This is a genomic window from Bacteroides cellulosilyticus DSM 14838 (assembly GCF_000158035.1).
Lineage (GTDB): Bacteria > Bacteroidota > Bacteroidia > Bacteroidales > Bacteroidaceae > Bacteroides > Bacteroides cellulosilyticus.
Map to the genome: position 1 here is coordinate 397,713 of NZ_EQ973492.1, position 24,681 is coordinate 422,393.

The 24,681-nt window shown below is 41.8% G+C and carries 19 protein-coding genes and 3 pseudogenes; 16 read left to right on the plus strand and 6 right to left on the minus strand.

Annotated features, from left to right (window positions below; all coding sequences use genetic code 11):
- Positions 1–89 precede the first annotated feature (89 nt).
- The 5 genes from BACCELL_RS19680 (at position 90) to BACCELL_RS26595 (ending at position 3,008) form a co-directional block, all read left to right on the plus strand.
- Entirely contained in the window at positions 90–317 is a 228-nt protein-coding gene (locus tag BACCELL_RS19680; RefSeq protein ID WP_007213787.1) for a DUF6364 family protein, read from the plus strand.
- On the plus strand, positions 317–601 hold the full coding sequence (locus BACCELL_RS19685; protein ID WP_007213788.1) for a type II toxin-antitoxin system VapC family toxin: 285 nt from the start codon (positions 317–319) through the stop codon (positions 599–601). Before BACCELL_RS19680 ends, BACCELL_RS19685 begins: the two co-directional genes overlap by 1 nt.
- Before the next feature lie 60 nt (positions 602–661).
- On the plus strand, positions 662–1,876 hold the full coding sequence (locus BACCELL_RS19690; RefSeq protein WP_007213789.1) for an IS256 family transposase: 1,215 nt from the start codon (positions 662–664) through the stop codon (positions 1,874–1,876).
- Positions 1,877–2,365: 489 nt separating this feature from the next.
- Entirely contained in the window at positions 2,366–2,875 is a 510-nt protein-coding gene (locus BACCELL_RS19695) for an HU family DNA-binding protein (RefSeq protein WP_007213791.1), read from the plus strand.
- A 34-nt stretch (positions 2,876–2,909) separates the two neighbouring features.
- Positions 2,910–3,008 carry a smalltalk protein gene (locus BACCELL_RS26595; protein ID WP_149950450.1) on the plus strand — a complete coding sequence of 33 codons (99 nt, stop codon included), beginning with the start codon at positions 2,910–2,912 and terminating at the stop codon, positions 3,006–3,008.
- 67 nt (positions 3,009–3,075) lie between these two features.
- Here the strand turns inward: BACCELL_RS26595 and BACCELL_RS19700 are convergent.
- A pseudogene (locus BACCELL_RS19700) lies at positions 3,076–3,615 on the minus strand (glutathione peroxidase).
- 118 nt (positions 3,616–3,733) lie between these two features.
- On the opposite strand from BACCELL_RS19700, the gene araJ reads away from it, so the two are divergent.
- From araJ to BACCELL_RS19715, 3 genes and pseudogenes are all read left to right on the plus strand, one after another.
- Positions 3,734–4,876, plus strand: coding sequence for an MFS transporter AraJ (araJ, locus tag BACCELL_RS19705; RefSeq protein ID WP_007213793.1), 1,143 nt, complete (start codon positions 3,734–3,736; stop codon positions 4,874–4,876).
- Between the two features lie 58 nt (positions 4,877–4,934).
- Positions 4,935–5,352 (plus strand): annotated as a pseudogene (locus BACCELL_RS19710) (hypothetical protein).
- Positions 5,353–5,368: 16 nt separating this feature from the next.
- Positions 5,369–5,776, plus strand: coding sequence for a hypothetical protein (locus tag BACCELL_RS19715; RefSeq protein WP_007213796.1), 408 nt, complete (start codon positions 5,369–5,371; stop codon positions 5,774–5,776).
- Positions 5,777–5,838: 62 nt separating this feature from the next.
- Here the strand turns inward: BACCELL_RS19715 and BACCELL_RS19720 are convergent, their stop codons facing one another.
- Both BACCELL_RS19720 and rlmD read right to left on the minus strand, forming a co-directional pair.
- Positions 5,839–6,750 carry an RluA family pseudouridine synthase gene (locus BACCELL_RS19720; RefSeq protein WP_007213797.1) on the minus strand — a complete coding sequence of 304 codons (912 nt, stop codon included), beginning with the start codon at positions 6,748–6,750 and terminating at the stop codon, positions 5,839–5,841.
- Positions 6,751–6,790: 40 nt separating this feature from the next.
- Positions 6,791–8,221: a 23S rRNA (uracil(1939)-C(5))-methyltransferase RlmD gene (rlmD, locus tag BACCELL_RS19725; RefSeq protein WP_007213798.1), complete on the minus strand. Its 1,431-nt coding sequence runs from the start codon at positions 8,219–8,221 to the stop codon at positions 6,791–6,793.
- Positions 8,222–8,421: 200 nt separating this feature from the next.
- Here rlmD and ppdK point away from each other — a divergent pair, with 200 nt between their 5' ends.
- A complete protein-coding gene (gene ppdK / locus BACCELL_RS19730; protein WP_007213799.1) occupies positions 8,422–11,148 on the plus strand; it encodes a pyruvate, phosphate dikinase in 2,727 nt (908 codons plus the stop codon).
- 166 nt (positions 11,149–11,314) lie between these two features.
- Positions 11,315–12,200, plus strand: a pseudogene (locus BACCELL_RS19735) (sensor histidine kinase).
- A 21-nt stretch (positions 12,201–12,221) separates the two neighbouring features.
- Here the strand turns inward: BACCELL_RS19735 and BACCELL_RS19740 are convergent.
- Positions 12,222–12,830 carry a thiamine phosphate synthase gene (locus BACCELL_RS19740; RefSeq protein WP_007213801.1) on the minus strand — a complete coding sequence of 203 codons (609 nt, stop codon included), beginning with the start codon at positions 12,828–12,830 and terminating at the stop codon, positions 12,222–12,224.
- Between the two features lie 160 nt (positions 12,831–12,990).
- Entirely contained in the window at positions 12,991–13,611 is a 621-nt protein-coding gene (locus tag BACCELL_RS19745) for a superoxide dismutase (RefSeq protein ID WP_074435178.1), read from the minus strand.
- 205 nt (positions 13,612–13,816) lie between these two features.
- Here BACCELL_RS19745 and BACCELL_RS19750 point away from each other — a divergent pair, with 205 nt between their 5' ends.
- The 5 genes from BACCELL_RS19750 to BACCELL_RS19770 are packed head-to-tail and all read left to right on the plus strand — an operon-like array spanning position 13,817 to position 20,813.
- Positions 13,817–15,520, plus strand: a complete 1,704-nt coding sequence (locus tag BACCELL_RS19750) for a tetratricopeptide repeat protein (protein ID WP_007213803.1) — start codon at positions 13,817–13,819, stop codon at positions 15,518–15,520.
- A gap of 42 nt (positions 15,521–15,562) precedes the next feature.
- Positions 15,563–17,839, plus strand: coding sequence for a ribonuclease E domain-containing protein (locus tag BACCELL_RS19755; protein ID WP_007213804.1), 2,277 nt, complete (start codon positions 15,563–15,565; stop codon positions 17,837–17,839).
- Between the two features lie 27 nt (positions 17,840–17,866).
- A complete protein-coding gene (locus BACCELL_RS19760; RefSeq protein ID WP_007213805.1) occupies positions 17,867–18,796 on the plus strand; it encodes a hypothetical protein in 930 nt (309 codons plus the stop codon).
- A 2-nt stretch (positions 18,797–18,798) separates the two neighbouring features.
- Complete coding sequence (locus BACCELL_RS19765; protein WP_007213806.1) at positions 18,799–19,803, plus strand: hypothetical protein; 1,005 nt, start codon at positions 18,799–18,801, stop codon at positions 19,801–19,803.
- A gap of 38 nt (positions 19,804–19,841) precedes the next feature.
- The gene (locus tag BACCELL_RS19770; protein WP_007213807.1) at positions 19,842–20,813 is read left to right on the plus strand and encodes a hypothetical protein; all 972 of its coding nucleotides are present in this window, start codon (positions 19,842–19,844) and stop codon (positions 20,811–20,813) included.
- Between the two features lie 61 nt (positions 20,814–20,874).
- Here the strand turns inward: BACCELL_RS19770 and BACCELL_RS19775 are convergent, their stop codons facing one another.
- Positions 20,875–22,614, minus strand: a complete 1,740-nt coding sequence (locus tag BACCELL_RS19775) for a hypothetical protein (protein WP_052309572.1) — start codon at positions 22,612–22,614, stop codon at positions 20,875–20,877.
- Positions 22,615–22,681: 67 nt separating this feature from the next.
- On the opposite strand from BACCELL_RS19775, the gene BACCELL_RS19780 reads away from it, so the two are divergent.
- A partial coding sequence (locus BACCELL_RS19780) for an ATP-dependent helicase (RefSeq protein ID WP_007213809.1) occupies positions 22,682–24,681 on the plus strand: 2,000 nt, incomplete at its 3' end.

The following is a 24,681-nucleotide window of genomic DNA, read 5'->3' on the forward strand; positions in this document are numbered from 1 at the left end:
ACAGATAAAAGGATGTTGCAAAAAGTAGTTGTGGAATCTTGCGGATTGAATAAATAGTGGCATCTTTGTAGTAGAAAGGAGAACAAGATATGACAACGAATTTAACAATAGAGTTAGACAATAACTTATTGGAAAGCCTTAACCAATACGCTAAAAGTAGAGGAAGAACTGTATCTGAAATATTAGAGGGACAGTTGCGCAAATTGGTGCAGATTCAATCAAAGAGAAAAACAACTCCGGTTTCTTCTAAACTACGCGGAGTTGTAAAGTTGCCTAAGGATTTTGACTATAAAAAAGAGATGGAAGAAAGAATCTGATGAAGCACTATTTTGTAGATACTAATGTTGTTATTGACATGTTAGCAGATCGCGAAGGATATGCGGATGCTGCTTGTGAACTCTTTGATGCTGCAGGAAGAGGAGAGGTGCATTTGTCTATCTGTGCTCTTTCTTATTCGACTATTTATTATATTCTACGTAAATATGCGGGGAAAGAAAATGCGATTTCAAGTTTGCGCGATTTGACTGACTATGTCTCTATTTTGCCAGTTGATGCAGAGGTTATAAGAAAAGCATTGTATTCTGAATTTTCGAGGCTGTAATTTAAACTGTGTCAGCAAAGCAAACAAAAAAAGTATTAACTTTGCTAACACAGTTTTTTTATGAGTGAAGAATTTGATTTTGAACGGATCAAGAACAAGGCAATCGAGCAGCTCAAGGCTGGCAAGCCCTTGTTGGGTAAGGACGGAGCTTTTGCCCCGTTATTGGAGAGCATTTTAAATGCAGCCTTAGAAGGTGAGATGGATGCCCATCTTTCCGAGGATGAACGCATGAGTGGCAACCGTCGTAATGGCAAGATGCAGAAGCAGGTGCAAACTTCTATGGGTGAGGTGACCGTTTCTACACCCCGTGATCGTAATTCCAGCTTCGATCCTCAGTTTATAAAGAAGCGGGAGACCATTCTTGCGGAAGGTGTTGCTGACCGCATAATCGGCCTTTATGCCCTTGGTAATAGTACACGTGAAATAAGCGACTGGATGGAAGAGAATCTTGGTAACCGTGTGTCTGCCGAAACAATCAGTTCCATCACTGACCGGGTACTTCCGGAAATAAAAGCGTGGCGTTCGCGTAGCCTGGACTATATTTATCCAATAGTTTGGATGGATGCCATTCATTATAAAGTCATGGATGAGAGAGGCTGTGCCATTACCCGTGCAATCTACAACGTATTGGCTATAGATAAGGACGGTCGTAAGGATTTGCTTGGGATGTACATCTCTAAGAATGAGGGGGCAAACTTCTGGTTGAATGTGCTGACCGATTTACAGAACCGTGGTGTACACGACATTCTCATAGCTTGTGTCGATGGTCTGAAGGGCTTCCCGGATGCCATCCAAAGCGTATTCCCTGATACCATAGTGCAACTTTGTATCGTCCATCAGATACGTAACTCCATCAAATATGTCGGCAGTAAACACCAGAAGGAGTTTCTTAAAGATCTGAAACGGGTTTACGGTGCAGTCAGCAAGGATGCCGCTGAAACGGAGCTTCTTGATTTAGATCAGAAATGGGGAGAGAAATATCCTATCGTCATCAAGTCGTGGCAGGACAACTGGGAAAAGCTCACTGAATACTTCCAGTTCACATCCGATATACGTCGTATGATTTATACGACGAATACCGTTGAAGGCTACCACCGGCAAATACGGAAAGTTACAAAAAACAAGGGCGTGTTCCCTAATGACACCGCCCTTGAGAAGCTTGTCTACCTCGCTTATCGCAACATACGCAAGAAATGGACTATGCCACTGGCTAATTGGGGCACAATTGCCCAACAACTGGCGATAAAGTTTGGAGATAGATTTAAGTTGTTGTAATTTTACGCTCGTCGGGAGTGCTGGTGCACCCCCTTGGCGCTGGCCGATCCCCGACCGATGAGCTTGAAAGAAAAACAGCGCATGACACAGTTTACTTTACGCCACCGAGCCGCTATCCGGAAGTCATTCGGATGGTGGCTTTTTTGTTTGTGGGCAGATTTCCGTTTTTCTTTGCTACATTTCGTTTTACGAAAAATAAGAGTTTGAAAGTACTTCTCATAATCTCACTCTGTGAGGATACCAGAGTAGGATTATTCAATCCTTAATGATGAAGTTCGTTATGGTTTCCTGAATTTTTTAGTACCATACTATACCAAAAGACCATCTTTTAATGATCTGGCTCATTGTTACTTATAACTTTTCTCAGAAAAACTGCTCTCACTGCCCTTTTTCCTTCTTTTATTAGAGATTTAATCCTCACCTTTGCATTATCGTTGATCAGCGAAGTGAATTAAAACAGAATTTAAATCTCTAAATGAAAAAAGTAGAATGAGTGTAATTTTTAGAACGGTGGAGAGACCGTCTGACCCTCGGGTTGAGAATTCTCCCAAAAAGTATTTCCCGCAATTAGTAACTTTAGGACAAAGTGTGAATCTGGCATTTATTGCCCAAAAGATGCAGGATCGTTCATCGCTGTCTATCGGTGATATCAGAAGTGTAGTACAGAATTTTGTAGAGAAATTGAAAGAACAGTTGCTGGAAGGTAAGACGGTGAATATTGCCGGGTTGGGCGTATTTATGCTGGCTGCCAAGTCGAAAGGATCGGATAAGGCGGAGGATATTACAGCCAAGAGCGTGGATAGTGTCCGGATTTGCTTTCAAGCCAATAAGGAGTTGAAGATAACCAAGACTGCTACCCGTGCCGGTGAAAAGTTGGATCTGGTCAGCTTGGACGATTATCTGAAGGGCCTATCGAATGTTCCTACGGGAGGTGGTTCGGATAGTGGTTCGGGAGATGACTCGGGCGACGGAGGACTGGATGAGAACCCTCTCGGCTAATGAAAACTAATAATTAAAGCTAAAGAAGATCTTTATGAAGAAAACGAGTTGGAATATGATATTAAAAGTGATTATTGCCGTAGTTACTGCCATTGCAGGTGTAATTGGAGTACAGGCAATGACGCAAGTATAAGGGCTGTTTAAAATAAACCGGGAGTGCAAAATGTACTCCCGGCTATTTTTTTTAGTAGACTGGAAAGCTACTTTTCAATCCATTTCACTATTTCCTCCGATAATGGATTGGTACTTGAACCATAGGAAGCTACCCATTTCCCGTTTTCATCAATCAGGAATTTATGGAAATTTCAACCGACTTTTGCGTCTTGCACACCGTTTTCGCTCTTCTGGGTTAACCATTTATACAAAGGAGCAATGTCTTTTCCCTTTACAGAGATTTTAGCCATCATAGGAAAGGTTACTCCATAATTCAATGTACAAAATTCTTTGATTTCCTCATTACTGCCCGGTTCCTGACTCAGGAAATTATTAGCAGGAAAGCCGATTATTACAAAATTATCCTTTCCATACTTCTCATATAACTCTTCGAGCTTAGCGTATTGCGGAGTAAATCCACATTTGGAAGCGACATTAACTACCAGCACTTTTTTGCCTTTAAAGGTGGAAAGTGATATATCTTCTCCATCAATGGTCTTGACTGTAAAGTCGTAGAAACTCTTTTGCTGTGCCTGAGCAGCTATTGCCATCATTGCCATAAAAATACTTATAATAATTGTTTTCATCTTTATATTCTGTTTATCTATAAAAACAAAATGGAGACTTAAATAGTTTATCATTGAAATAAAAAAACACTACCTTTGCGCCCCGGTAAAAGATTAGTTTTTTGTAGGTAAAATAGGTATGAAGAAGAGTCTTATCGCATTAGCATTCGGCACCTTGGGATTAGGGATTGCCGAATTTGTCATGATGGGCATCTTGCCCGATGTGGCTAAAGATTTAGGTATCAGTATTCCTGTTGCGGGACATTTTATTTCCGCATACGCTTTGGGAGTTTGTGTAGGTGCACCTGTATTGATCTTAGCTCGTAAGCATCCATTAAAACATATCTTATTGGCATTGGTTACTTTGATGATGGTGGGAAATACCTGTGCGGCACTGGCACCTAACTACTGGGTGTTATTGCTGGCACGCTTTATCTCCGGACTTCCTCATGGTGCATATTTCGGAGTGGCCTCTATTGTGGCGGAAAAGTTGGCTGATAAAGGAAAAGGTTCCGAGGCTGTATCGATAATGATAGCGGGGATGACCATAGCCAATCTGTTCGGAGTTCCACTAGGTACTTCTTTGAGTAATTCCATTTCCTGGCGTGTCACTTTCTTATTGGTAGGTTGCTGGGGTGTGATTATACTTTATTATATCTGGCGTTGGGTACCTCATGTGGAAGGATTGAAAGATACTGGATTTAAGGGGCAATTCCGATTCCTGAAAACACCGGCTCCCTGGCTGATTTTGGGTGCAACGGCTTTAGGAAACGGAGGTGTTTTCTGCTGGTATAGTTATATCAATCCGTTGCTGACGGAGGTGTCCGGATTTACTGCGGAAAGCATTACCGCGCTGATGGTATTGGCGGGCTTTGGTATGGTGGTAGGTAATCTGGTTAGCGGACGGCTTTCCGACCGTTATACTCCCGGGAAAGTGGGGACTACTGTGCAGGCTATGATCTGTATTGTATTGCTGTTGATATTCTTCCTGTCTCCTTATCCGTGGTTATCTGCATTGTTGATGTGTCTGTGTACGGCCGGTCTGTTTGCGGTTTCCAGTCCGGAACAGGTGCTGATAATCCGTGTGGCAAAAGGGGGAGAGATGCTGGGAGCAGCCTGTGTACAGGTAGCATTCAATCTCGGAAATGCTATTGGAGCCTATGTGGGAGGATTAGCCATTAGTGGTGGATACCGTTATCCGGCACTGGCTGGAGTGCCTTTCGCTATGGTAGGTTTTATCCTGTTTCTGACCTTCTACAAGAAATATCAGGCGAAATATTAAAACATTTCAATATCTTTTCGTATTTTTGTCCGCAAGTATTAACTAAACGAAACGAATTATGAAAACTTTGAATGTTGGAAAAATATTACTGCTATGTGCTTTTGTTATAGGATTGGCGTCTTGTGGAGATGATGTATATTATACAATGGAGAATGATGATAAGAAGCTATGCGACAGGACTTGGATAGATGAATATGAAACGGAGGAGGGCTTACCCTGTACTTATCAGCTTCGATTCTACAAGGATAATCAAGGGCAGGAAGTCACAACAACGTACGATGCCGGTGGAAAGGTAATAATTGACAGAGGATTTACTTGGCGCTGGACCGATGGGAAGTAAGGAAGCCTTGAGGCTGACTTTTAATGATGGGAAAGTTAAGTACTTCGAAAATGTATGGGTACGTGATCATTACCTCAGTGGTAAAATGGATGGAAAGATTGTAATGATGACGGATGCCAGCTATACGCAGAATTAATTAATAACTGAATAAAATGAAAAAATATCTATATATTATATTTGCATGGGCACTGACTATGAGCCTGACATCTTGTGAGGATGATGATCAGTATAGTATAGAATCAGTAATCATAGGACGTGCATGGACAGGAGATGTCGGCATGAATGCAGAAAACGGGGAGCCGATTTTTAGCACGTTTACTTTTGGAGGTGATGGATTTGGTGAAGAATATCAGTATTACTCATATGATGGAAAACTGTATGATCATTTCCGTTTTCAATGGATGTGGGAAGATGGATATAACAATAATCTTGTATTAGATTATGGTAGAGCAGGTATTTCATATATGGATGATGTTTTCGTAACTGGAAACAGATTTAGGGGTACATTCCATTTGTCGGCTGATAGTCCGGGATTTGATTTTGTACTTGAGATGGAGTAATTGCCAAAGTATATAAATAAAACAGGTCACTTCGAAAGAGTGACCTGTTTTTGTATTATTCATTATTTCTTCAAAAATAACTTTTTGAATTCATTCGGATAAGGCGTTTCAAACTTCATCAACTCTCCCGTAACCGGATGGTAGAAACAAAGCTTGAAGGCATGAAGCGCCAAGCGTCCAATGGGGTTTACGTCTTCTATTCCGTAGCGGCCATCACCAATAATAGGATGCCCTAAGTCCTGCATGTGCACACGAATTTGGTTCTTACGACCGGTCTCAAGATCCAACTCTACAAGGGAATAACCATTGGCACGCTTAATTGTGCGATAGTGTGTGATTGCTTTCTGCCCTCCGTCATCTGTTGGACTGGAATAAACATAAAGCGTACGATCTGTAAGCCAGGATATGACACAACCTGCATTCTTTTCCATTTCTCCTGTGACTACGGCTACATAGCGACGGTCGGTTACAATCTCATGCCAGTTGTCACGCAATGTGCGTTGCGTTTTTTCATCCTTTGCAAACATCATCAGTCCGGAAGTGTCACGATCGAGGCGATGAACGATGTACACGTTGCTACCGCGTCCATTAGAGCGCTGAACATATTCATTTAGAATATGGTATGCTGTACGTTCCTTCTGACGTTCACTGCTGACTGACAACAGGCCTTGCATCTTTTCCACCACTATGATATATGCATCCTCATATACAATCTTCAGCAGGTTGTTATGGAATTCTTTCTTGCCTTTATCACGACTGATTTGTACTTTCATACCCGGTTTTAACGGGAAATTATATTGAGTGGTGATCACACTGTCTACGAATACCACTCGCTTGCTGAGCAATGATTTTAGTTTGGTACGGCTGGCATCCGGCATCTTGGCTGCCAGAAACTCCATAAGTTCCATCGGTTCGTTTACTGTGTAGTCCGTATATTGGGTGCGGGCTCGCGCTACTATTTTTCCTTTTGCCATGTTGATAGTGATTAATGGTTAGTGATTAGTGATAAAATTCTCAGTCTTCATTTCTTAATTCCAGAAGCACTACGTTTTCTACGTGGTGGGTGTGGGGGAACATATCTACCGGTTGTATGGCTTTTACTTTATATTTTACGTCGAGCAGTTGCAGGTCGCGTGCCTGTGTGGCAGGATTGCAGCTTACATATACGATACGTTTCGGTTCGGCAAACAGGATAACATCTACCACATCCTGATGCATTCCTGCACGTGGAGGATCGGTAATGATAACATCCGGGCGCCCATATTGATTGATGAAATCCTGAGTCAGCATGTCTTTCATATCACCGGCAAAGAATAATGTATTCTTAATCCCGTTGATTTCTGCATTTACTTTTGCATCTTCGATAGCTTCGGGTACATATTCAATACCAATAACCTGGCGGGCTTGTTTGGAAACAAAGTTGGCAATGGTTCCTGTGCCTGTATAAAGGTCGTAAACCAACTCTTTACCGGTCAGTCCGGCGAAGTTGCGTGCTATCTTATAAAGATTGTATGCTTGTTCGGAGTTTGTTTGATAGAATGATTTAGGACCTATTTTGAAGCGTAATCCTTCCATCTCTTCGAAGATGTGATCTTTCCCCTTGAAAGTGTACACATCCAGGTCGGTAATGGTATCATTACGTTTATTATTAATAATGTATAGGAGAGAGGTGATTTCAGGGAATGTATCTGCTACATATTGCAGGAGTTGCTTGAATAATCTCAATTCTTCTACCTCTTCTTCTATTTTAGCTATGAGGATAACCATTAATTCTCCGGTGGTAGATGTGCGGATGATCATGTTGCGCAACATGCCTTCCTGCGTGCGGAGGTTGATGAAAGAATAATTGTGTTCGTAAGCATAATCACGTACGGTATTGCGGATACGGTTGGATATGTCATCTTGCAACCAGCACTTCTCTATAGCCAGTACTTTATCGAAAGCGTTGGGGATATGGAAACCTACGGCATTCATCTGTTCGTATACCACATTCTGTTTTATTTCTTCTTCCGTCAACCAACGTTTGTTAGAAAAAGTGTACTCCAGTTTATTTCTGTAGAATTGTGTTTTCTCGGAACCGAGGATCGGAGAAATTTCCGGAAGTTCGATTTTTCCGATGCGGGTAAGGTTGTCCGTTACTTGTTTTTGCTTGTACTTGATTTGCTCAGAATAGGGAAGAACTTGCCATTTGCAACCGCCACATACGCCATAATGTTGGCAAAATGGGACAGCTCTTTCACGAGAATATTCGTGGAACTTCACTGCTACAGCTTCAGCATAATGATGCTTTTTTCTCTTAATTTGCAGGTCTACTACATCTCCGGGAACGACATAAGGTACGAAAATAACCAAATCATTAACCTTTGCGATGGCTTTTCCTTCGGCAGCCACATCCGTTATTGTCACTTTCTCCAGTAGAGGAAGCTCTTTTCTATTTCTTGCCACTTTTACACCAGTCTAATAAATTATTCTGCAAAAATAGACATTTTTTCGGGAATTCTCTCTATGAAGTGAAATATTAAAGATTGCAATGTCGAAATTGCATTTTGATAGAAAGTTTTTTCTCAAAAAGTTTTCTAGTATGCGAAATATACTTAGATTTGCGAACAGAAAAAAATCACAATTGAGAAACTTAAATTTATATTATGGACAAGAAAAGAGTTTATACCTTTGGTAACGGTCAGGCAGAAGGAAAGGCTGACATGAAAAATCTTTTGGGGGGTAAAGGTGCCAACCTTGCCGAGATGAACCTTATTGGGGTTCCGGTTCCTCCCGGTTTTACAATCACGACTGAGGTTTGTACCGAATATAATGAGATGGGGCAGGAAAAAGTGGTTGCTCTGTTGAAAGGCGAAGTAGAAAGCGCCATAGCAAGAGTGGAAGAATTGATGTCTTCTAAGTTCGGTGATATAGAAAATCCCTTACTGGTTTCGGTACGTTCCGGTGCTCGCGCTTCCATGCCGGGTATGATGGACACAATCCTTAATCTGGGTTTGAACGATGAAGTGGTAGAAGGATTGACACGTAAAACTGGCAATGCCCGTTTTGCATGGGACTCTTACCGTCGTTTCGTACAGATGTATGGTGACGTGGTATTGGGTATGAAACCGACTAATAAGGAGGATATCGATCCGTTCGAAGCTATCATTGAAGAAGTGAAGCATGCGAAAGGTGTGAAGCTGGATAACGAATTGGAAGTGGAAGACCTCAAAGAATTGGTGAAGAAGTTTAAAGCTGCCGTGAAGGAGCAAACCGGAAAAGATTTCCCGGCTTGTGCTTATGAGCAGTTGTGGGGTGCTGTTTGCGCAGTATTTAACTCCTGGATGAACGAACGTGCTATTCTGTATCGTAAGATGGAAAGTATACCCGATGAGTGGGGTACAGCTGTCAACGTACAGGCAATGGTATTCGGCAATATGGGCGAAACTTCAGCTACAGGTGTTTGTTTCAGCCGCGATGCCGGTACGGGTGAAGACTTGTTTAATGGTGAATACCTGATCAATGCACAGGGTGAAGACGTTGTGGCAGGTATCCGTACTCCGCAACAAATTACAAAGGTCGGTTCGCAACGCTGGGCAGAACTTGCAGGCGTCAGCGAAGAAGAGCGTGCAGCCAAATATCCGTCCATGGAAGAGGCTATGCCGGAAATCTACAAGGAACTGGATATGCTGCAAACTAAACTGGAAAACCACTATAAGGATATGCAGGATATGGAGTTTACCGTTCAGGAAGGTAAGCTTTGGTTCCTTCAGACGCGTAATGGTAAACGTACCGGTGCAGCTATGGTAAAGATTGCAATGGATTTGCTGCATCAGGGCATGATTGATGAAAAAACAGCTTTGATGCGCTGTGAGCCCAATAAATTGGATGAATTGCTTCATCCTGTATTTGATAAGACTGCTTTGAAACAAGCTAAAGTTCTGACTCGCGGTCTTCCTGCATCTCCGGGTGCTGCTACTGGACAAATTGTGTTCTTTGCAGATGATGCTGCAGAATGGCATGCTGCCGGTAAGCGTATTATAATGGTACGTATCGAAACTTCTCCCGAAGACTTGGCCGGTATGGCAGTTGCAGAGGGTATTCTTACTGCCCGTGGTGGTATGACGTCTCATGCAGCAGTAGTGGCCCGCGGTATGGGTAAGTGTTGTGTGTCGGGGGCCGGTGCTTTGAATATTGACTATAAGGCTCGTACGGTAGAAATAGATGGTGTTCTGCTGAAAGAAGGCGATTATATTTCATTGAATGGTAGTACAGGTGTGGTTTATAAAGGTCAGGTAGAAACGAAGGCTGCTGAACTTTCAGGAGATTTCGCAGAACTGATGGATCTAGCTGATAAGTATACGAAACTCCAGGTTCGTACCAATGCGGATACTCCTCATGATGCTGCTGTGGCTCGCAACTTTGGTGCTATTGGTATCGGTCTTTGCCGCACGGAACACATGTTCTTTGAAGGTGAAAAGATTAAGGCTATGCGTGAGATGATTCTTGCGGAAGATGCAGAAGGACGTCGCAAAGCGTTGGCTAAGATATTGCCCTACCAGCAAGCTGACTTTAAGGGCATCTTCCAGGCTATGGAAGGTTGTCCGGTAACAGTTCGTCTGCTTGATCCTCCTTTGCATGAGTTCGTTCCCCACGATCTGAAAGGTCAGCAGGAAATGGCGGATACTATGGGTGTTAGCCTGCACTATATCCAGCAACGTGTAGAATCGCTTTGCGAACATAACCCGATGTTGGGACACCGTGGATGTCGTTTGGGTAATACATATCCTGAGATTACTCAGATGCAGACGCGTGCCATTCTTGGTGCTGCTTTGGAACTGAAGAAGGAAGGCGTGGAAACACATCCGGAAATCATGGTTCCGCTGACTGGTATCTTGTATGAGTTTAAAGAACAGGAAAAGGTGATTCGTGAAGAAGCTGCTGCACTTTTCGCTGAAGTGGGTGACAGTATTGACTTTAAGGTGGGTACAATGATTGAAATACCTCGTGCTGCCTTGACTGCCGACCGTATTGCTTCTTCTGCTGAGTTCTTCTCATTCGGTACGAATGACTTGACACAGATGACATTCGGTTATTCACGTGACGATATTGCTTCCTTCCTCCCGGTTTATCTGGAAAAGAAAATCTTGAAAGTAGACCCGTTCCAGGTTCTTGACCAGAACGGTGTGGGACAGCTGGTGCGTATGGCTACTGAAAAAGGTCGGGCTATCCGTCCGGATTTGAAGTGCGGCATCTGTGGTGAACATGGTGGTGAGCCTTCTTCTGTGAAGTTCTGCCATAAAGTTGGTTTGAATTATGTGAGCTGTTCTCCGTTCAGAGTGCCTATAGCACGGTTAGCGGCGGCGCAGGCGGCTATTGAAGATTTGAAGTAAAATACTCTAAAATCTTATATTTATAGGCTGTAAACCTTTTTTAAATAGGTTTACAGCCTATCTTTTTGGAAAAACATGTATCTAATAATCAAATATTTGTTTTTTCTTTATTATCTTTGCCATCACTTAAACTGTCTGATTACCTAATATTTTAATCACCAACTTTATGAATCTGGATTTTTCTACATTATATGCTCTTTGGGCTACTGATTTTTTTCAGAAGAATGAAATACTGCTGCTTTGTTTTGGGGTTATTATTTTATTGCTTCTGGTTATTATGATTGTTGTGTCCATCAATAAAACCAAGCGTTTGAAAACATTGCAGCAACTGAATGAAGTGGCTGAGGAAAGCAATCAATTGAAGAATGCCTTTATTGCCAATATGACGCATGAAATACGTACGCCGCTCAATGCTATCGTAGGATTTACAAATGTGCTTGCTGAAACTGATAATTTAAGTAGAGAAGAGCGGATGATTTTTCTGAAAGAAATCAATGATAATAAAAACTTCCTGGTTCAGATGATCAATGATTTATTGGATTTTTCGAAAATAGAGGCCAATACAATGGAATATAAAGATGGAGATGTGGATGTAAATGCATTGATTCAGGAAATATGTGCTGCGGAGAATGCACATCCCAGACCATCGGGTATTCAGATCGAGTTTGTAGAAAAACTGCCTCAATGTCGTTTAATGATTGATCGGGTACGTTTTGCGCAGGTGATTAATAATCTGGTAAAGAATGCATTGAAGTTTACAGAACAAGGTAGTGTCAGAATTGGATACCGTCGTCTGAGTAATGATAGTTTTTATTTTTACGTAGCTGATACAGGTTGCGGTATTGATGAAGAAAGCCGCCGTGCTATTTTTGAGCGCTTTGTAAAGATGAACTATAATATTCGTGGTACAGGTTTAGGTCTTTCCATCACAAAATCCATTGTAGAGCACTATGGTGGTGGCATTGGTGTAGAGTCAAAAAAAAGGGGAGGGATCTACTTTCTACTTTACTTTACCTGCCAGTGCAGAGTATAGGGAATATGGGAAATTTTAATATAGATGTTTTTTAAACTTTTTAATCCGCCATTTCTTTTAGTTTCTTAAAGTGGCGGATTACGCCCAGATAATCCCGGTCTGTACAGACATTAAATTTGTTCCATAAATCACCGAGTACTACCGCACCTCCGAATCCAAAATCTTTTATTTCCAGAATATTGTCGGGAGTAATTCCACCTAAAGCCATGACTTTAGTATCGATGATTCTTTCTTTTCCTGCCGCACGCAATTCTTCGGGTGTGTAGCCGGAAAGAATTCCTTCCTTGGATATGCAGTCATAAACGGGACTCATGAATACATAGTCGTAAAAATGTTTTTTACTTTTTACTTCTTCTACAGAATGGCAGGTATAACTGACATGCCCTGAATAGTCATGCGGTTCATGTGGATTGCGCGTATTTAAGTGAATGCCCATGAGGTCGAATTCTTCTTTTAGATAAAAGTGCTCATGAGTGACGATACGCCTGTGATATTTTTCTGGTATCAACGTTAAGAGTCGCTCGGAATACATTGCAGGTGTTTCCGGTTTTCGCAGATGTAGAATATCCAACCCCTCTTCAAAGAGTGCCGTGATAATCTTGTCTTCTTCCACAAAAAATGTGGGTGCTGTGACTACAATGAGCTTCATTTCTTTTGATAAACGTTTATGTTAGCAAAGTTAATGATAAAAGCTTTCAGTAGCCAACGTTTTTCTTTAAAATATGTTAGATAGGATATGCAAAACGCACCTTTGGGACTGATAATTCCCGCAGGTGCGTTTTTTTGAAAAAGAGTTTATGATGTTGTTGTTATTTCATCCGGCTGCCTACTACATTCCAATCAATGATACCCCAAAGAGCATTTACATGATCGGCACGGCGATTTTGGTAATCGAGATAGTAGGAGTGTTCCCAAACATCAAAGCCTAGCAAGGGGGTAAATCCTGAACGTACAGGGTTACTGCCATTGGCTTCTTTGGTAATATGTAATTTACCATTTTTATCTACTGATAACCAAGCCCAACCTGATCCGAACAATCCTACAGCGGCAGCTGTGAATTCTTTCTTGAAGTTGTCAAAGCTTCCAAAGTCGCGTTTGATGGCTTCTGCTAATTTTCCTGTAGGCTCGCTTTGAGCGGGTTTCGGGGAAAATTGCAGGAAGTAGAGGGTATGATTTAATACTTGTCCGGCATTATTGAAAATTGCTCCATCCGGTGCAGTGGCTACTATAGTCACTAGATCTTTGTTTTCATACTCTGTACCCGGTACCAGGTTATTGAGGTTATTTACGTATGTCTGTAAGTGTTTACCATAGTGAAAATCTATGGTTTGCTGACTGATTACAGGTTCCAATGCATTATTTGCATACGGAAGTTTCGGCATTTCGTGAGTCATAATTATAAGCATTAAAGATGTTAATAACGTATTCATAATTTGTCTTGAATTATGGTTTTGTTAATATAACGTTTGGTATCTTATAAATGTTCTCTCAGATTCTATTAATTTTTCCAAAGTAAAATATAGTTTGTCACGGAAAACCGTGAGAAATAGGCATATATGAGTGAAAAAGTCGTGAAAAGAGTTGTTTTGGTGAAAATAATATGTATTTTTAGAGACTTTTTATGAATTTGGTATTATGAATAGAACATATTTGTTGGATGAGATAACTAAAATCCGTCGGGTTATTATTGAAAAGAGTGGAAAGTTTACTTTAAAAGAGTGCGAAAGCATTGCTGCTGCTTTGGAGGTGGATAATGTTTCATTGGTGGCTATGCTGGAGGCAATCAGGAAAGATCTGTTCCCTCAGAAGTTTGTTTTAAACTTGAAAGATGCAGAACGCTTTCAACTTTTGCGGTCTACCCTTCAGAAGAATGTGGAACATGTTATTCTAAAGAAAATAGCTCCGGAGCTGGCTGTACTTGCTGAAAACTTCAAGAAGCCTCAGGCAGATAGTGAGGTGTGCCAACAGGCTATCAACAAGCTGCGTATTCAAATAAAACCTTATGCAGAAAAGGTGCCTAAATTGGTGAAGTACCTGAATGAATATGCTGATTTATGTGAGGCGAATTTCCTGAATGTACTTAGACTGAAAGTGCTTCGAATCAATTTACGTTTCTTGCCTTTATTGAAAGAAGCGAATAATTTGTTTGATACTTGTGACAATACTTCTGATAAAGAATTGTATTGGAAGATGGCTGAACAGTTGTATTTGAATTTTCCATCACTGTTTAAGGAGGAAGTTTATTACTTTAGTATTATTCGGGGTATTTTAGATGCATTTTATAGAAAGTCAGGGCAAGAGACTATTGTACTGGATATTCCAGCAGAAATATCATTGATTGAGGAAGGTCAACCAGAGGAAGTAGAGGCTATTGAGGAAAAACCGGAAGAAGTCCTTGAAGAGATAGAAGAGAAAAATACTGAGATTGCGGATGAATTGGTTGAACCGGCAATAGAACAAGCGGAACCGGAGATCGAACAAGTAGAACCGGAAATAGAATCGGCAGAGAGTGAACCTGCTGAAGTTGTTTCCGAACCTACTGAAGCAAAACCGGAACTTGTTGAAGCAAAATCAGAACCTACTGAGGATAAACCAGAACTTGCAGAAGCAGATGTAAAACAGGTTGAACCGGAAGTTGTACAGGCTGAACCGGAAATGAAGCAAAGTGAGCCGGTTGTTGTTGAATCAAATCAACCGGAAATAAAATCGCCAGAGCCTGAAGTGAAGCAGCCGGATCCGGAAAGAAAAGAAGAAGCCCCTGCTATTCAAAAGAAATCCAGAAAATCTATATATATAGTAGGTGGCTGTATATTTCTGATCTTGGTTTTGATCTGTTTGTATTTTGTGTTTGCATCCAAACCTAAGCCAGTTGTTGCACCTCCGGCTGTGGTTACTGACACTATTACTGTGGTGCAGGATACCACGACTGTGGCGCCTGTTGCTACTCATGAGGAAACTCCGGTTAAGGCTGTAGGGCAGCAAAAGCAGCCTAAAGTTGAAGAACAACCTCAACCTAAAGCCCAGCCGGAGGCAAAGACTCCTGTTAATGAACCTCAACAACAGGCCGAACCTGAGAAAACAGAGAAAAAAGCTCAGACTAACTCTTTGGAAGCAGCTCGGGAAGCAACGCAGAATGGTGATTACAAGAAAGCATTCGATATTTATAAATCTTTAGCCAATGCCGGAAATGCAGAAGCACAATATTGTCTGGGTATCATGTATGAAACAGGAAAAGGCGTTGATATCGATATCTTCGAAGCTGTTATGTGGTACCGGAAAGCTAAAGCGAAAGGCTTTTCAATGGCCGAGCGTAAGCTGTTGGAGCTAGGCTACAATTAGAAATTAAATTCTTATTTATTTACTATAAAAACATATCTGGTTATGAAAGGAAAGGTTTTTTCTTCTTCGCAAGATTTGTATCAGGATCAAGCGAAAATCCTTTTTGATTTTTATAAAGATGCGGCAGAAAAAATAGTGTCGCAAGAAGAAGAATTAGAAAAGGAGATGGGAGAATTAAAGAATTCGTTGACTATGAATGCTACGGGTAAGAAAAAAGCCCAGACGCAGATGTACGTAGGAATTGGAATTCTTGTTGTCGGTCTTGCATTGATAGCAGTAATTGGGTGGCTAAGTATTGCTATTGCAGTAGCCGGTCTTTATTGGGGGATGAAAAACTACAAGCTGTTTAAATCCAGCGGTAAATCCATCGATGATGTCGGAGTGGCGTTGAAAGAACTGGAAAACAAGCATCAGCAGATTTTCAGAGACTATAAGATTGAAAAGATGGGGGTGGTTTATGTCCCCGTTGCCAGTCAGGTTCCTTTCGAGAATAAGAGCTTTGTGATAGATCATACCGGAAATAGTTCAGTACAGAACTTTGAACTGCAATTAGTTAATAACCAGGGAGCACTTTCCGAGAAATTGAGAGAACTGGATGAACTCTCCACTACGGCTCCTTTGGTAGAAGAAAGTAAAGGAGTGGAAGAAGTTTCCACAGAGGATTATTCAACATCTATACCTAAAGTGAAGTTCTATGATTACTTTGGACGTATGGATCGTAATCTGCGTGACAGTGCTTATTTCTTGTCGGACTTGCATACTGTTTCTGTAGGCATGCCTGTCATTCCTCCCGATTCGCCGGTTATTTCTTATTTGAATGAATATGGTACGGCCAATCCGTCGGGAGCGCCTGTGCTGAATGTATTTGATACGGCAGCGTATGATAAAGAAATAGAGCAATTTAATTCGCTGAATGCAATGCGCCATTCATTGTCTGACCAGAGCGAGCAATTTGAAGATGTATTACGCCGTTTGATTTCAAACGTGGGGTATGCAGTACAGACAATTGCGGCAGCGAAGGTTAAATCCACTAATTCGCTGGTGGAAAGTTCTAATCAATTGCTGTTCACTATTCTGAAAACCTCTTATAATCACTATTCACCGAAGTTGGAGAAGGATGAGCTAGAGAAAATCCGCCAGACGAATTTCAACTTCCGCGATACGGTGGAGAACTACACACCTTTCCAATTGAAGGAAAGTTCACGAATGCGCTATGATATGAAGGATCATTCGTGGGTTGCAGAAGACGGAAGCCGTACGACAATGCCTTATGGTATCAGCCAGATACAAGAAGAAATCGTAGCACCTATCGTACAGAATCTGTTAGCGGAAACGCGACTGAACCGTTTGGATATCTATAATGACATTGATAATCAGAAGCGTGATTATCTGAATCAATGGCACCGGGAAACTCAAGACTTTTATGGGCGTAACCGGACTTCCGGAGATGATTTGATTAATATTATGCGTAGCAACTTGACAAAATTCCTTGCTGCACAATCCACTTTTGAACGTCTGGATCGTATGAAGGCACGGATGTTGCAACAAATGATGGATGGAGATGCTCAGGAGTTGGAGGAGAATGCAGGAGATAAGCTGGAAAGTAATTTGCAGCAATTTGCCGAACAGTCTGAATCATTCAAACAAACTCAGGAAGAGTTCAAGGAATATATGAAAGCTTTGCAGAGTGATATTAATGAACGGGCAAAAGTTTATGGATTCATTGAATTCTTTGATGCCAGTCTTCGCGATAAAATGGCAAAGGAAATCGTGGATGCTAATGATAATGTAGCTTTGTTGGATGATCGTCGCCGTCCTTTGGCAGGCATCAATCCTTTTTATGCATTTGCTTCGAATATTCCACCTGCTCCTGCTGTTGAGGATTGTGTGGAAGAATATATGACTTTGGATATAGCTCAGGTAGCTACCGACTCATTGCATGAAATTGCTGAGCAAGGACAGGATGTTGTGTTCAATCATCATGCTGAATTAGTGGATGACAGCGAGGCTATGGACTATTCGGGATATGCTCCTCAAAGCGCAAAAGTGACTGAAGCCGTAAACGTGGATGAACCGGCGGCACAACCCGAAGTGGCGGAAGAAGCGGAAAAAACTATTAGAATGGCTCCGGTGGCTGAAGCTGTGGAACCTGTACAGCCGGAAGTTCCGGAAAATACAGAGACAACAACGGCTCCGGAAGTTCATGAGACTTCTAAAGCATCGGAGACAGCGGACGAGTTGGACGATCTGAGTGATTTGGACGACTTGGATGATCTGGACGATTTGGATGACTTTAGCGATCTGGAGAAAGAGAAATAGCATTCATAAACTTGAAAATGAAAGATTATGGCAAAATATGATGTTACAGTGGATACCCGCGACATGGCCAATAAAATAGATACTGTATCTAATAAGGTCTCCGGGGTCACAACAGCAGTGGTTGCTATGGAGGCGGCTGTTATTGCTGCCGAAAGGGATGCTACGAACAAACTGTGCAAACGGCTTAATAAAGGCTTTTTCTCTCTGGTTACTTCTCAGATAGAACAGAAAAATGCCACAGCGTTAAGCTCGGTAAATGCGTATGCGTCCGAATTGATACAGCAACAAGAGGCGTTGCTTGATTTGAAAAAGAGAATGGGAGATGACTTTGTGATTCTGACAGAGCGCTATTCTAAGTTATTCCGAGGACTTGATGTAGCTCTGCATAATCGTGTTCATGAGTTGGACAAACCTGTTATTCGATTCTGTGAGTGGGATGTTGCCATTACTTTGAACCGCCTGAATAATCTGATTGGTACCGTTCCGGTTAATCAGACGGAATCTCTGGCTACTACACAAGCTATTGCCGCCGCCCATATTAAGCGTAATGCGCAAGCTTTAATTGCACAAATGACTAATTTTCTCACTACATGCAAGCAGCAAAGCGCTAAAATGCAAAGAATAAAGCTGAACTCCTTTGTTGGCAAGTCTGTTCTTCGCTATTTGCCTGCTATCATACTGGTGAAAAAAGAAGATAGAGGAGAAGTGGTGGAAACAAAACTGCCTTCAGGACTTGAACAATTGATTGGACAACGCTCATGCACGAAGATACGGGAAAATATGGAACGCACGGTTGAAGGTTCCGGATGGGAAAATGTTTCTATAGAATCGCAACGGATGGTGGCTGGAAAGCTGGAACGACTGATTGCAACTTCCGATCTAAATGAAAGAGTGAAGGAGAATATGAAGAAACTTATGGCCCGGAATGAAACCTGGCTTAATGTGAAGGAGGGTTGATTATGGGAGGACGAAGACATATCTTACATGATGTGATCCGGAAGAGCGAAACGGTGACACTCACCGTAGGTGATAAGTCAGCTTCCAAGACTGTAGTTCTGGAAGAGCCGATTGATATCTATCTGGAAATAGACGATAATCCTTATAACAGTAGCGTACACGATTGCAGTAAACATATTGAAAGCTTGCGTAACTCTGTTGTGGCATGTAATGCAGCTGAAGTTGCCCATAAGATAGCCAGTACTCAGCAAATCGGTAAACATATATCCAAAGGCTTTTTGGGATATATCACTGCCAGTCTGGATATGCAAAATATGGAAGAGTGCTCGAATGTGGAAGCCGTAGTTGCCGAATTACAGTCTCAGTCTGATGAACTTGCCAATCGTAAGTTGGTGATGATAGACGACTATGATATTCTGACTACCCGTTACTCCGCTGTTTTTGAGAATTTGGACAGAGAGTTGGTGCAACGTATTCACATGTTGATGGAACCTTGCTTCCGCTTTGTGGAAAGCAGCCGCAAGGAACAGTTGCGCAATACGGACTCATCTCTGTCGGCAATGGCATTAGTTGGGCATAAAGAGCAGTTGGATGTACAGGCACGTATTTCTGCTATCACAGTGAAGCAGCGGGCTGCCGGATTGATAGAGAGTGCCAAGCAATATCTGCTTGGGCAAAAGCAATTGGCCAGTCATATAGAACATGTGTTGATTGGCGGATGTAAAAATGCCCGTTGGATGTTGCCGGTGGTAGTAGTAGAGAAGACTGTTGCTGGTGGCAGTAAAGAAACTGAGGTCGTGATGAATGAACAGACTGCACGTATGGGAGTCAATGACTGGAAAGTACGTCAGAATGTTCAGCAAGCGTCCATGCCTGCCATGACACAAGAAGATAAGCAGCGCATTGGAAAGCATCTGGAGAGAGAGATTCAAAGATTAGGTTCTTCAGAACATGAAAAACGGGTAGCCGGAATGATGAGGAAACTTGCCGGGAATTTTTTATCGTAAATACCGTTACTTATGTTCTATAAAATAGAAGTAGAGTTATGAAAGAATTGAAAGTAATAAGTTTGGAGAATGGAGTGATTTTAAGTGAGAATCTAGTAAAAGGTTCTATTCTTCCCCGTACATCTGCTGAACTGGAAAGGGATGTGCTGATACAGAACGATACCATTGTAGAAGGGGCTATTTATGCCCGCAAGCTGGAAATACAGAATGGAGATGTGGAAATACTTGGTGCGGTGTTCACTAAGCTTGAATTCCATATCAGCAATAATGCGAAAGGGGACATTATCTTGCGTAAGACGGTAGCCACTTCGGATTCTCTGGTGTCGTATGCTCGTGATTGTCGTCCGATGTTCATGGCTGACATCAACGGAAAGACTGTAAAATTGTGCAATGCTTTCGTTGCCGGCAGTATTTTTGCGGATGAAGTGATATTGGAGGACTGTATAGTATTGGGAGGAGTTTTTGCTACGGCTAAGTTGACCATGAAAGACTGTATAGTGGGAACTTTCAATGCGAAGAATGTAGCTGTTAGTGGGGATATAAAGTTGCTGTTACCCAGCGCATTCAGTGGCGAAGAAATGCAAGTCACGAGTGAAGCCCGCCTGTTCAATTTAAGTCTGGCGGATTTGGGCGCTCTTTATAAAGGAACTCCCGAGATGGAAAATACAGGTATTATAGAGATGAATACCTATTCTGACGAACAAGAATCTCAACTGTTTGAAGGAGACGAAAAGGTACTGGTGCATTGCTATTCGGTAGTAGGAAAGGTGTTGGCTGCGGATCTGGTCAATGTGGATAAATTGAGAAATCATTTCCTGATAGGAGCTACGGCGTTGGGAAGTCAATTGCTGAAAACCTATGATCTGGGAGTTGATGCGAATGGAGAGCTTTGTGAAATTATTCCGGAGAAGGTAGCTGATTTCTTCTTTAACTTGCTGCATGGAAAGATACAGGTTCGTACTTTGGAAGGCTCTTTTTCTATTCAGGAAATTGCGCAACGATTATCATAAAATAGAGTGATTATATAAAAATACCGTCCGTATTTCATTATGCGGACGGTATTTTTTATGGTTATTGCTGATAGATAATCTGAATCTTTTCTGTATTCTTGGCATCTCCCCGATCTGTCTTTTGTATCCAGCGTCCGGTACTGTCATATTCATAATAGGCATTACTGTCTATTTGGTTACCGAATTCGTCATATAAGAATATGAGTGAACCGCTGGTCTTATCACTATTGACAAGAGTCTTTTCAAATGTGATCTTTGTCAGATAACCATAAGTATCGTATTCATATACATCCACTTGTTTACTTACCTGGGTGGGTAACGGATCTTTAGGCAATGGGAATGTCTCTTCTCTCTTGATGATCTGTCCCTTCTTATTATATTGGTTGATTACGGAAGATACCGGAATGTTTTTCTCGTAAACTGTCTCTCCTGCCAGCAGACCGAGTTGTGGATGATATTTTCTTACGATCAGTTTTCCGCTCTGATAGAAAGCAGAATCCGAAAGAATGACACCCAGTGTGCTGAAAGCACGCAGGCGTTTGTACACCTCCTTCATGCCTCTTTGGTTTACCTGCACTTCTTCTACGCAGTTACCTTGAGAATCATACAAGAAATTAGTCTGTAGGGTAGTGGTTCCCTTATCTTCCGTAACTTCCTTGATACTAACCAGTCTTCCGTTTTCATCATACGTATAGGTTTTCTGAGTACTCTTTCCATTCTTCGTCTCATTGGATTTCATCAATAATCCATGGGTGTATGCCTGGATGGTAGTAGGATTACTCCATACTAATTGTTGCTCAAAAGGTACGCGTAATTTGTTGGCTTTATCACGGAATTCCTTGTATTTATGAGTTAGGAGGTATTCTTTGATGAGTCCCAGTTTGCTTGGAGAGTTCACTTCCAGCTTTAGTGTCTCATAGTCAATACTGTCTTTTTTGTACTCCAGAGTATTGGTATATTTTTTATCGTCTGGACTCAAATAAGGGGCCTGCTCATATTCTGCAATAGCCTGCTTAATGGAAGCTATGGCCTGCGCTTTGCAGATGTTACCGTAAAGATAATCATCATAAATGGAGAGAGCCTGTGCCATAGACTCCCGCTTGGAACGCCCGTTGAAGAATGTGTTGAGCCGGTCATGATCGAAGAATCTCTTAAAGTTACTGGCAGATGGTGATTTCTGTACGGTTTGGAACAGCAGACGATTGTATTCTATCATAGCTTCTGTTTTATACTTACCATCAGCATATTCTGTCAGATATCTTTCGCATTTCGGAATGTTCTTGTTGCGTACGAAATCTTTCCATAATTCCTCTTCATGTACATCATACAGATGTTTTCTGCTTTCATCGGACAATTCATATCCTGATGCTTTTACGGCATCTACCAGAGTGCTGGAATAGACTAATTTATTGGGATATTCATCTAATATAGCACTGATGTTATCTTCCATACGTTTACGGATTGCGGCCGGATCAGCACCGGCTTCCTGACAGATGGAAATAAAGTTGGCTTTGGTAGCATCTACATAAGCCTGGAAAAAATCTTTGGCAACGGTTACCTCTTGCTGATTCCAGATTTGATCGCACAAATCGATTAGTTTGACTTCTGCTTCAAAAGCTGTTGCTGTTTCAGCATCTAATTTGTCCCGGTTTTTTGTAAATTTCTCATTCTCATTGTTTACAAGAAATTTCAAGAGCTTTTCTACTTTACTTTGCTTTTGCGCCATTACAGGCGAAGCACATGAGAAGGCCAACAGGCAGATAAAAGAAATGTAAAGTCGCATATTTTTAATTTGTTCCATAGTTTCTTATGATTTTAGTTTGAATAACATTGTACAAATATAAAAAGATTCTTTTAATTTTGCATACATGAATGCGAATTATATCGAAGAATTGAATGAAGGACAGCGCGCTGCAGTGCTCTACAACGAGGGTCCGTCATTGGTTATAGCCGGTGCAGGTTCTGGAAAGACACGGGTGCTGACCTACAAGATAGCATATTTGTTGGAGAATGGTTATCAGCCATGGAATATATTGGCTTTGACCTTTACTAATAAAGCTGCCCGTGAAATGAAAGAACGTATTGCCCGGCAGGTGGGAGATCAACGGGCACGCCATTTATGGATGGGTACGTTCCACTCCATATTTCTACGTATTCTGCATGCGGAAGCTGCGAATATTGGTTTTACCTCACAGTTTACCATCTATGATACGGCAGACAGTAAAAGTCTGGTACGCTCTATCATAAAAGAAATGGGGCTGGATGAGAAAGTCTATAAACCGGGTAGTGTGCAGGCACGTATCTCGAATGCGAAGAACCACTTGGTTTCTCCTGCGGGATATGCCTCTAATAAGGAGGCTTATGAAGGTGATTGTGCTGCCAAGATGCCTGCGATCCGGGATATTTACCATCGTTATTGGGATCGTTGCAGGCAGGCGGATGCCATGGATTTTGATGATTTGCTCTTTTATACTTTTATTCTTTTCAGAGATCATCCCGAAGTACTGGCACGTTATCAGGAGCAGTTTCGCTACATTCTGGTAGATGAATATCAAGATACCAACTATGCCCAGCACAGCATTGTGTTGCAGTTGGCAAAAGATCATCAGCATGTGTGTGTGGTAGGGGATGATGCGCAGAGTATCTATTCTTTCCGGGGAGCAGATATTGACAATATATTGTATTTTACAAAAGTGTATCCCAATACGAAAGTATTCAAACTGGAACAGAACTATCGGTCTACGCAAACTATTGTCTGTGCTGCCAACAGTCTGATTGAAAAGAATGAGAGACAGATACGCAAGGAGGTCTTCTCTGAAAAGGAGAAAGGGGAAGCCATCGGGGTGTTTCAGGCATATAGTGATGTGGAAGAAGGAGATATTGTAGTCAATAAGATTGCTGAGTTGCGCCGTTCGGAGCATTATGCCTATTCGGATTTTGCCATACTTTATCGGACCAATGCGCAGAGCCGCGTATTTGAGGAAGCTATGCGTAAGCGGGGTATGCCTTATCGCATTTATGGCGGTCTATCCTTCTATCAGCGTAAAGAGATTAAGGATGCGATAGCTTACTTCCGGCTGGTGGTCAATCCTAATGATGAAGAAGCATTCAAGCGTATTATCAATTATCCGGCCCGTGGTATCGGAGATACGACAGTAGGTAAAATTATTACTGCTGCTACGGAAAACAATATCAGTCTTTGGGCTGTGCTTTGTGAGCCGCTGACATACGGATTGAATTTCAATAAAGGCACGCACTCTAAATTGCAAATCTTCCGTGACCTGATTGGTGGATTTATAGAAGGAACAGTGGAGAAAAATGCCTATGAGATTGGTACGGAAATCATCCGTCAGTCCGGCATTATTAATGACGTCTGCCAAGATAATTCACCGGAAAATCTTAGTCGCAAAGAGAATATTGAGGAATTAGTGAATGGTATGAGCGATTTCTGTGCTTTGCGCATGGAAGAGGGTAATCTGAATATTTCATTGACGGACTTTTTATCGGAAGTATCATTGCTGACTGATCAGGACTCGGACAATGGGGATGATGAGAAAATAACGCTTATGACCGTTCATTCTGCCAAAGGATTGGAATTTAGAAATGTATTTGTGGTGGGAATGGAAGAAAATCTTTTTCCCAGTGGTATGGTCGGAGATTCTCCCCGTGCGCTGGAAGAGGAGAGGCGTTTGTTTTATGTGGCTATCACTCGCGCAGAAGAACATTGTTTCCTTTCGTACGCACGTACTCGTTTCCGTTATGGGAAAATGGAATTTGGTAGCCCCAGTCGTTTTCTGAAAGATATCGACATCCGCTTCCTCCGCTTGCCTCAGGATGCAGGGATTGGTAGTAAAATTGATGAAGAGGC

Coding starts and splice junctions, on each gene's coding strand:
- BACCELL_RS19750 (WP_007213803.1), top strand. CDS start 13,817: ATGAATAGAACATATTTGTTGGATGAGATAACTAAAATCCGTCGGGTT.
- BACCELL_RS19690 (WP_007213789.1), top strand. CDS start 662: ATGAGTGAAGAATTTGATTTTGAACGGATCAAGAACAAGGCAATCGAG.
- BACCELL_RS19715 (WP_007213796.1), top strand. CDS start 5,369: ATGAAAAAATATCTATATATTATATTTGCATGGGCACTGACTATGAGC.
- BACCELL_RS19755 (WP_007213804.1), top strand. CDS start 15,563: ATGAAAGGAAAGGTTTTTTCTTCTTCGCAAGATTTGTATCAGGATCAA.
- BACCELL_RS19745 (WP_074435178.1), bottom strand. CDS start 13,611: ATGAATACGTTATTAACATCTTTAATGCTTATAATTATGACTCACGAA.
- BACCELL_RS19775 (WP_052309572.1), bottom strand. CDS start 22,614: ATGGAACAAATTAAAAATATGCGACTTTACATTTCTTTTATCTGCCTG.
- BACCELL_RS26595 (WP_149950450.1), top strand. CDS start 2,910: ATGAAGAAAACGAGTTGGAATATGATATTAAAAGTGATTATTGCCGTA.
- BACCELL_RS19765 (WP_007213806.1), top strand. CDS start 18,799: ATGGGAGGACGAAGACATATCTTACATGATGTGATCCGGAAGAGCGAA.
- BACCELL_RS19720 (WP_007213797.1), bottom strand. CDS start 6,750: ATGGCAAAAGGAAAAATAGTAGCGCGAGCCCGCACCCAATATACGGAC.
- BACCELL_RS19685 (WP_007213788.1), top strand. CDS start 317: ATGAAGCACTATTTTGTAGATACTAATGTTGTTATTGACATGTTAGCA.
- BACCELL_RS19740 (WP_007213801.1), bottom strand. CDS start 12,830: ATGAAGCTCATTGTAGTCACAGCACCCACATTTTTTGTGGAAGAAGAC.
- ppdK (WP_007213799.1), top strand. CDS start 8,422: ATGGACAAGAAAAGAGTTTATACCTTTGGTAACGGTCAGGCAGAAGGA.
- BACCELL_RS19770 (WP_007213807.1), top strand. CDS start 19,842: ATGAAAGAATTGAAAGTAATAAGTTTGGAGAATGGAGTGATTTTAAGT.
- BACCELL_RS19760 (WP_007213805.1), top strand. CDS start 17,867: ATGGCAAAATATGATGTTACAGTGGATACCCGCGACATGGCCAATAAA.
- BACCELL_RS19680 (WP_007213787.1), top strand. CDS start 90: ATGACAACGAATTTAACAATAGAGTTAGACAATAACTTATTGGAAAGC.
- araJ (WP_007213793.1), top strand. CDS start 3,734: ATGAAGAAGAGTCTTATCGCATTAGCATTCGGCACCTTGGGATTAGGG.
- BACCELL_RS19695 (WP_007213791.1), top strand. CDS start 2,366: ATGAGTGTAATTTTTAGAACGGTGGAGAGACCGTCTGACCCTCGGGTT.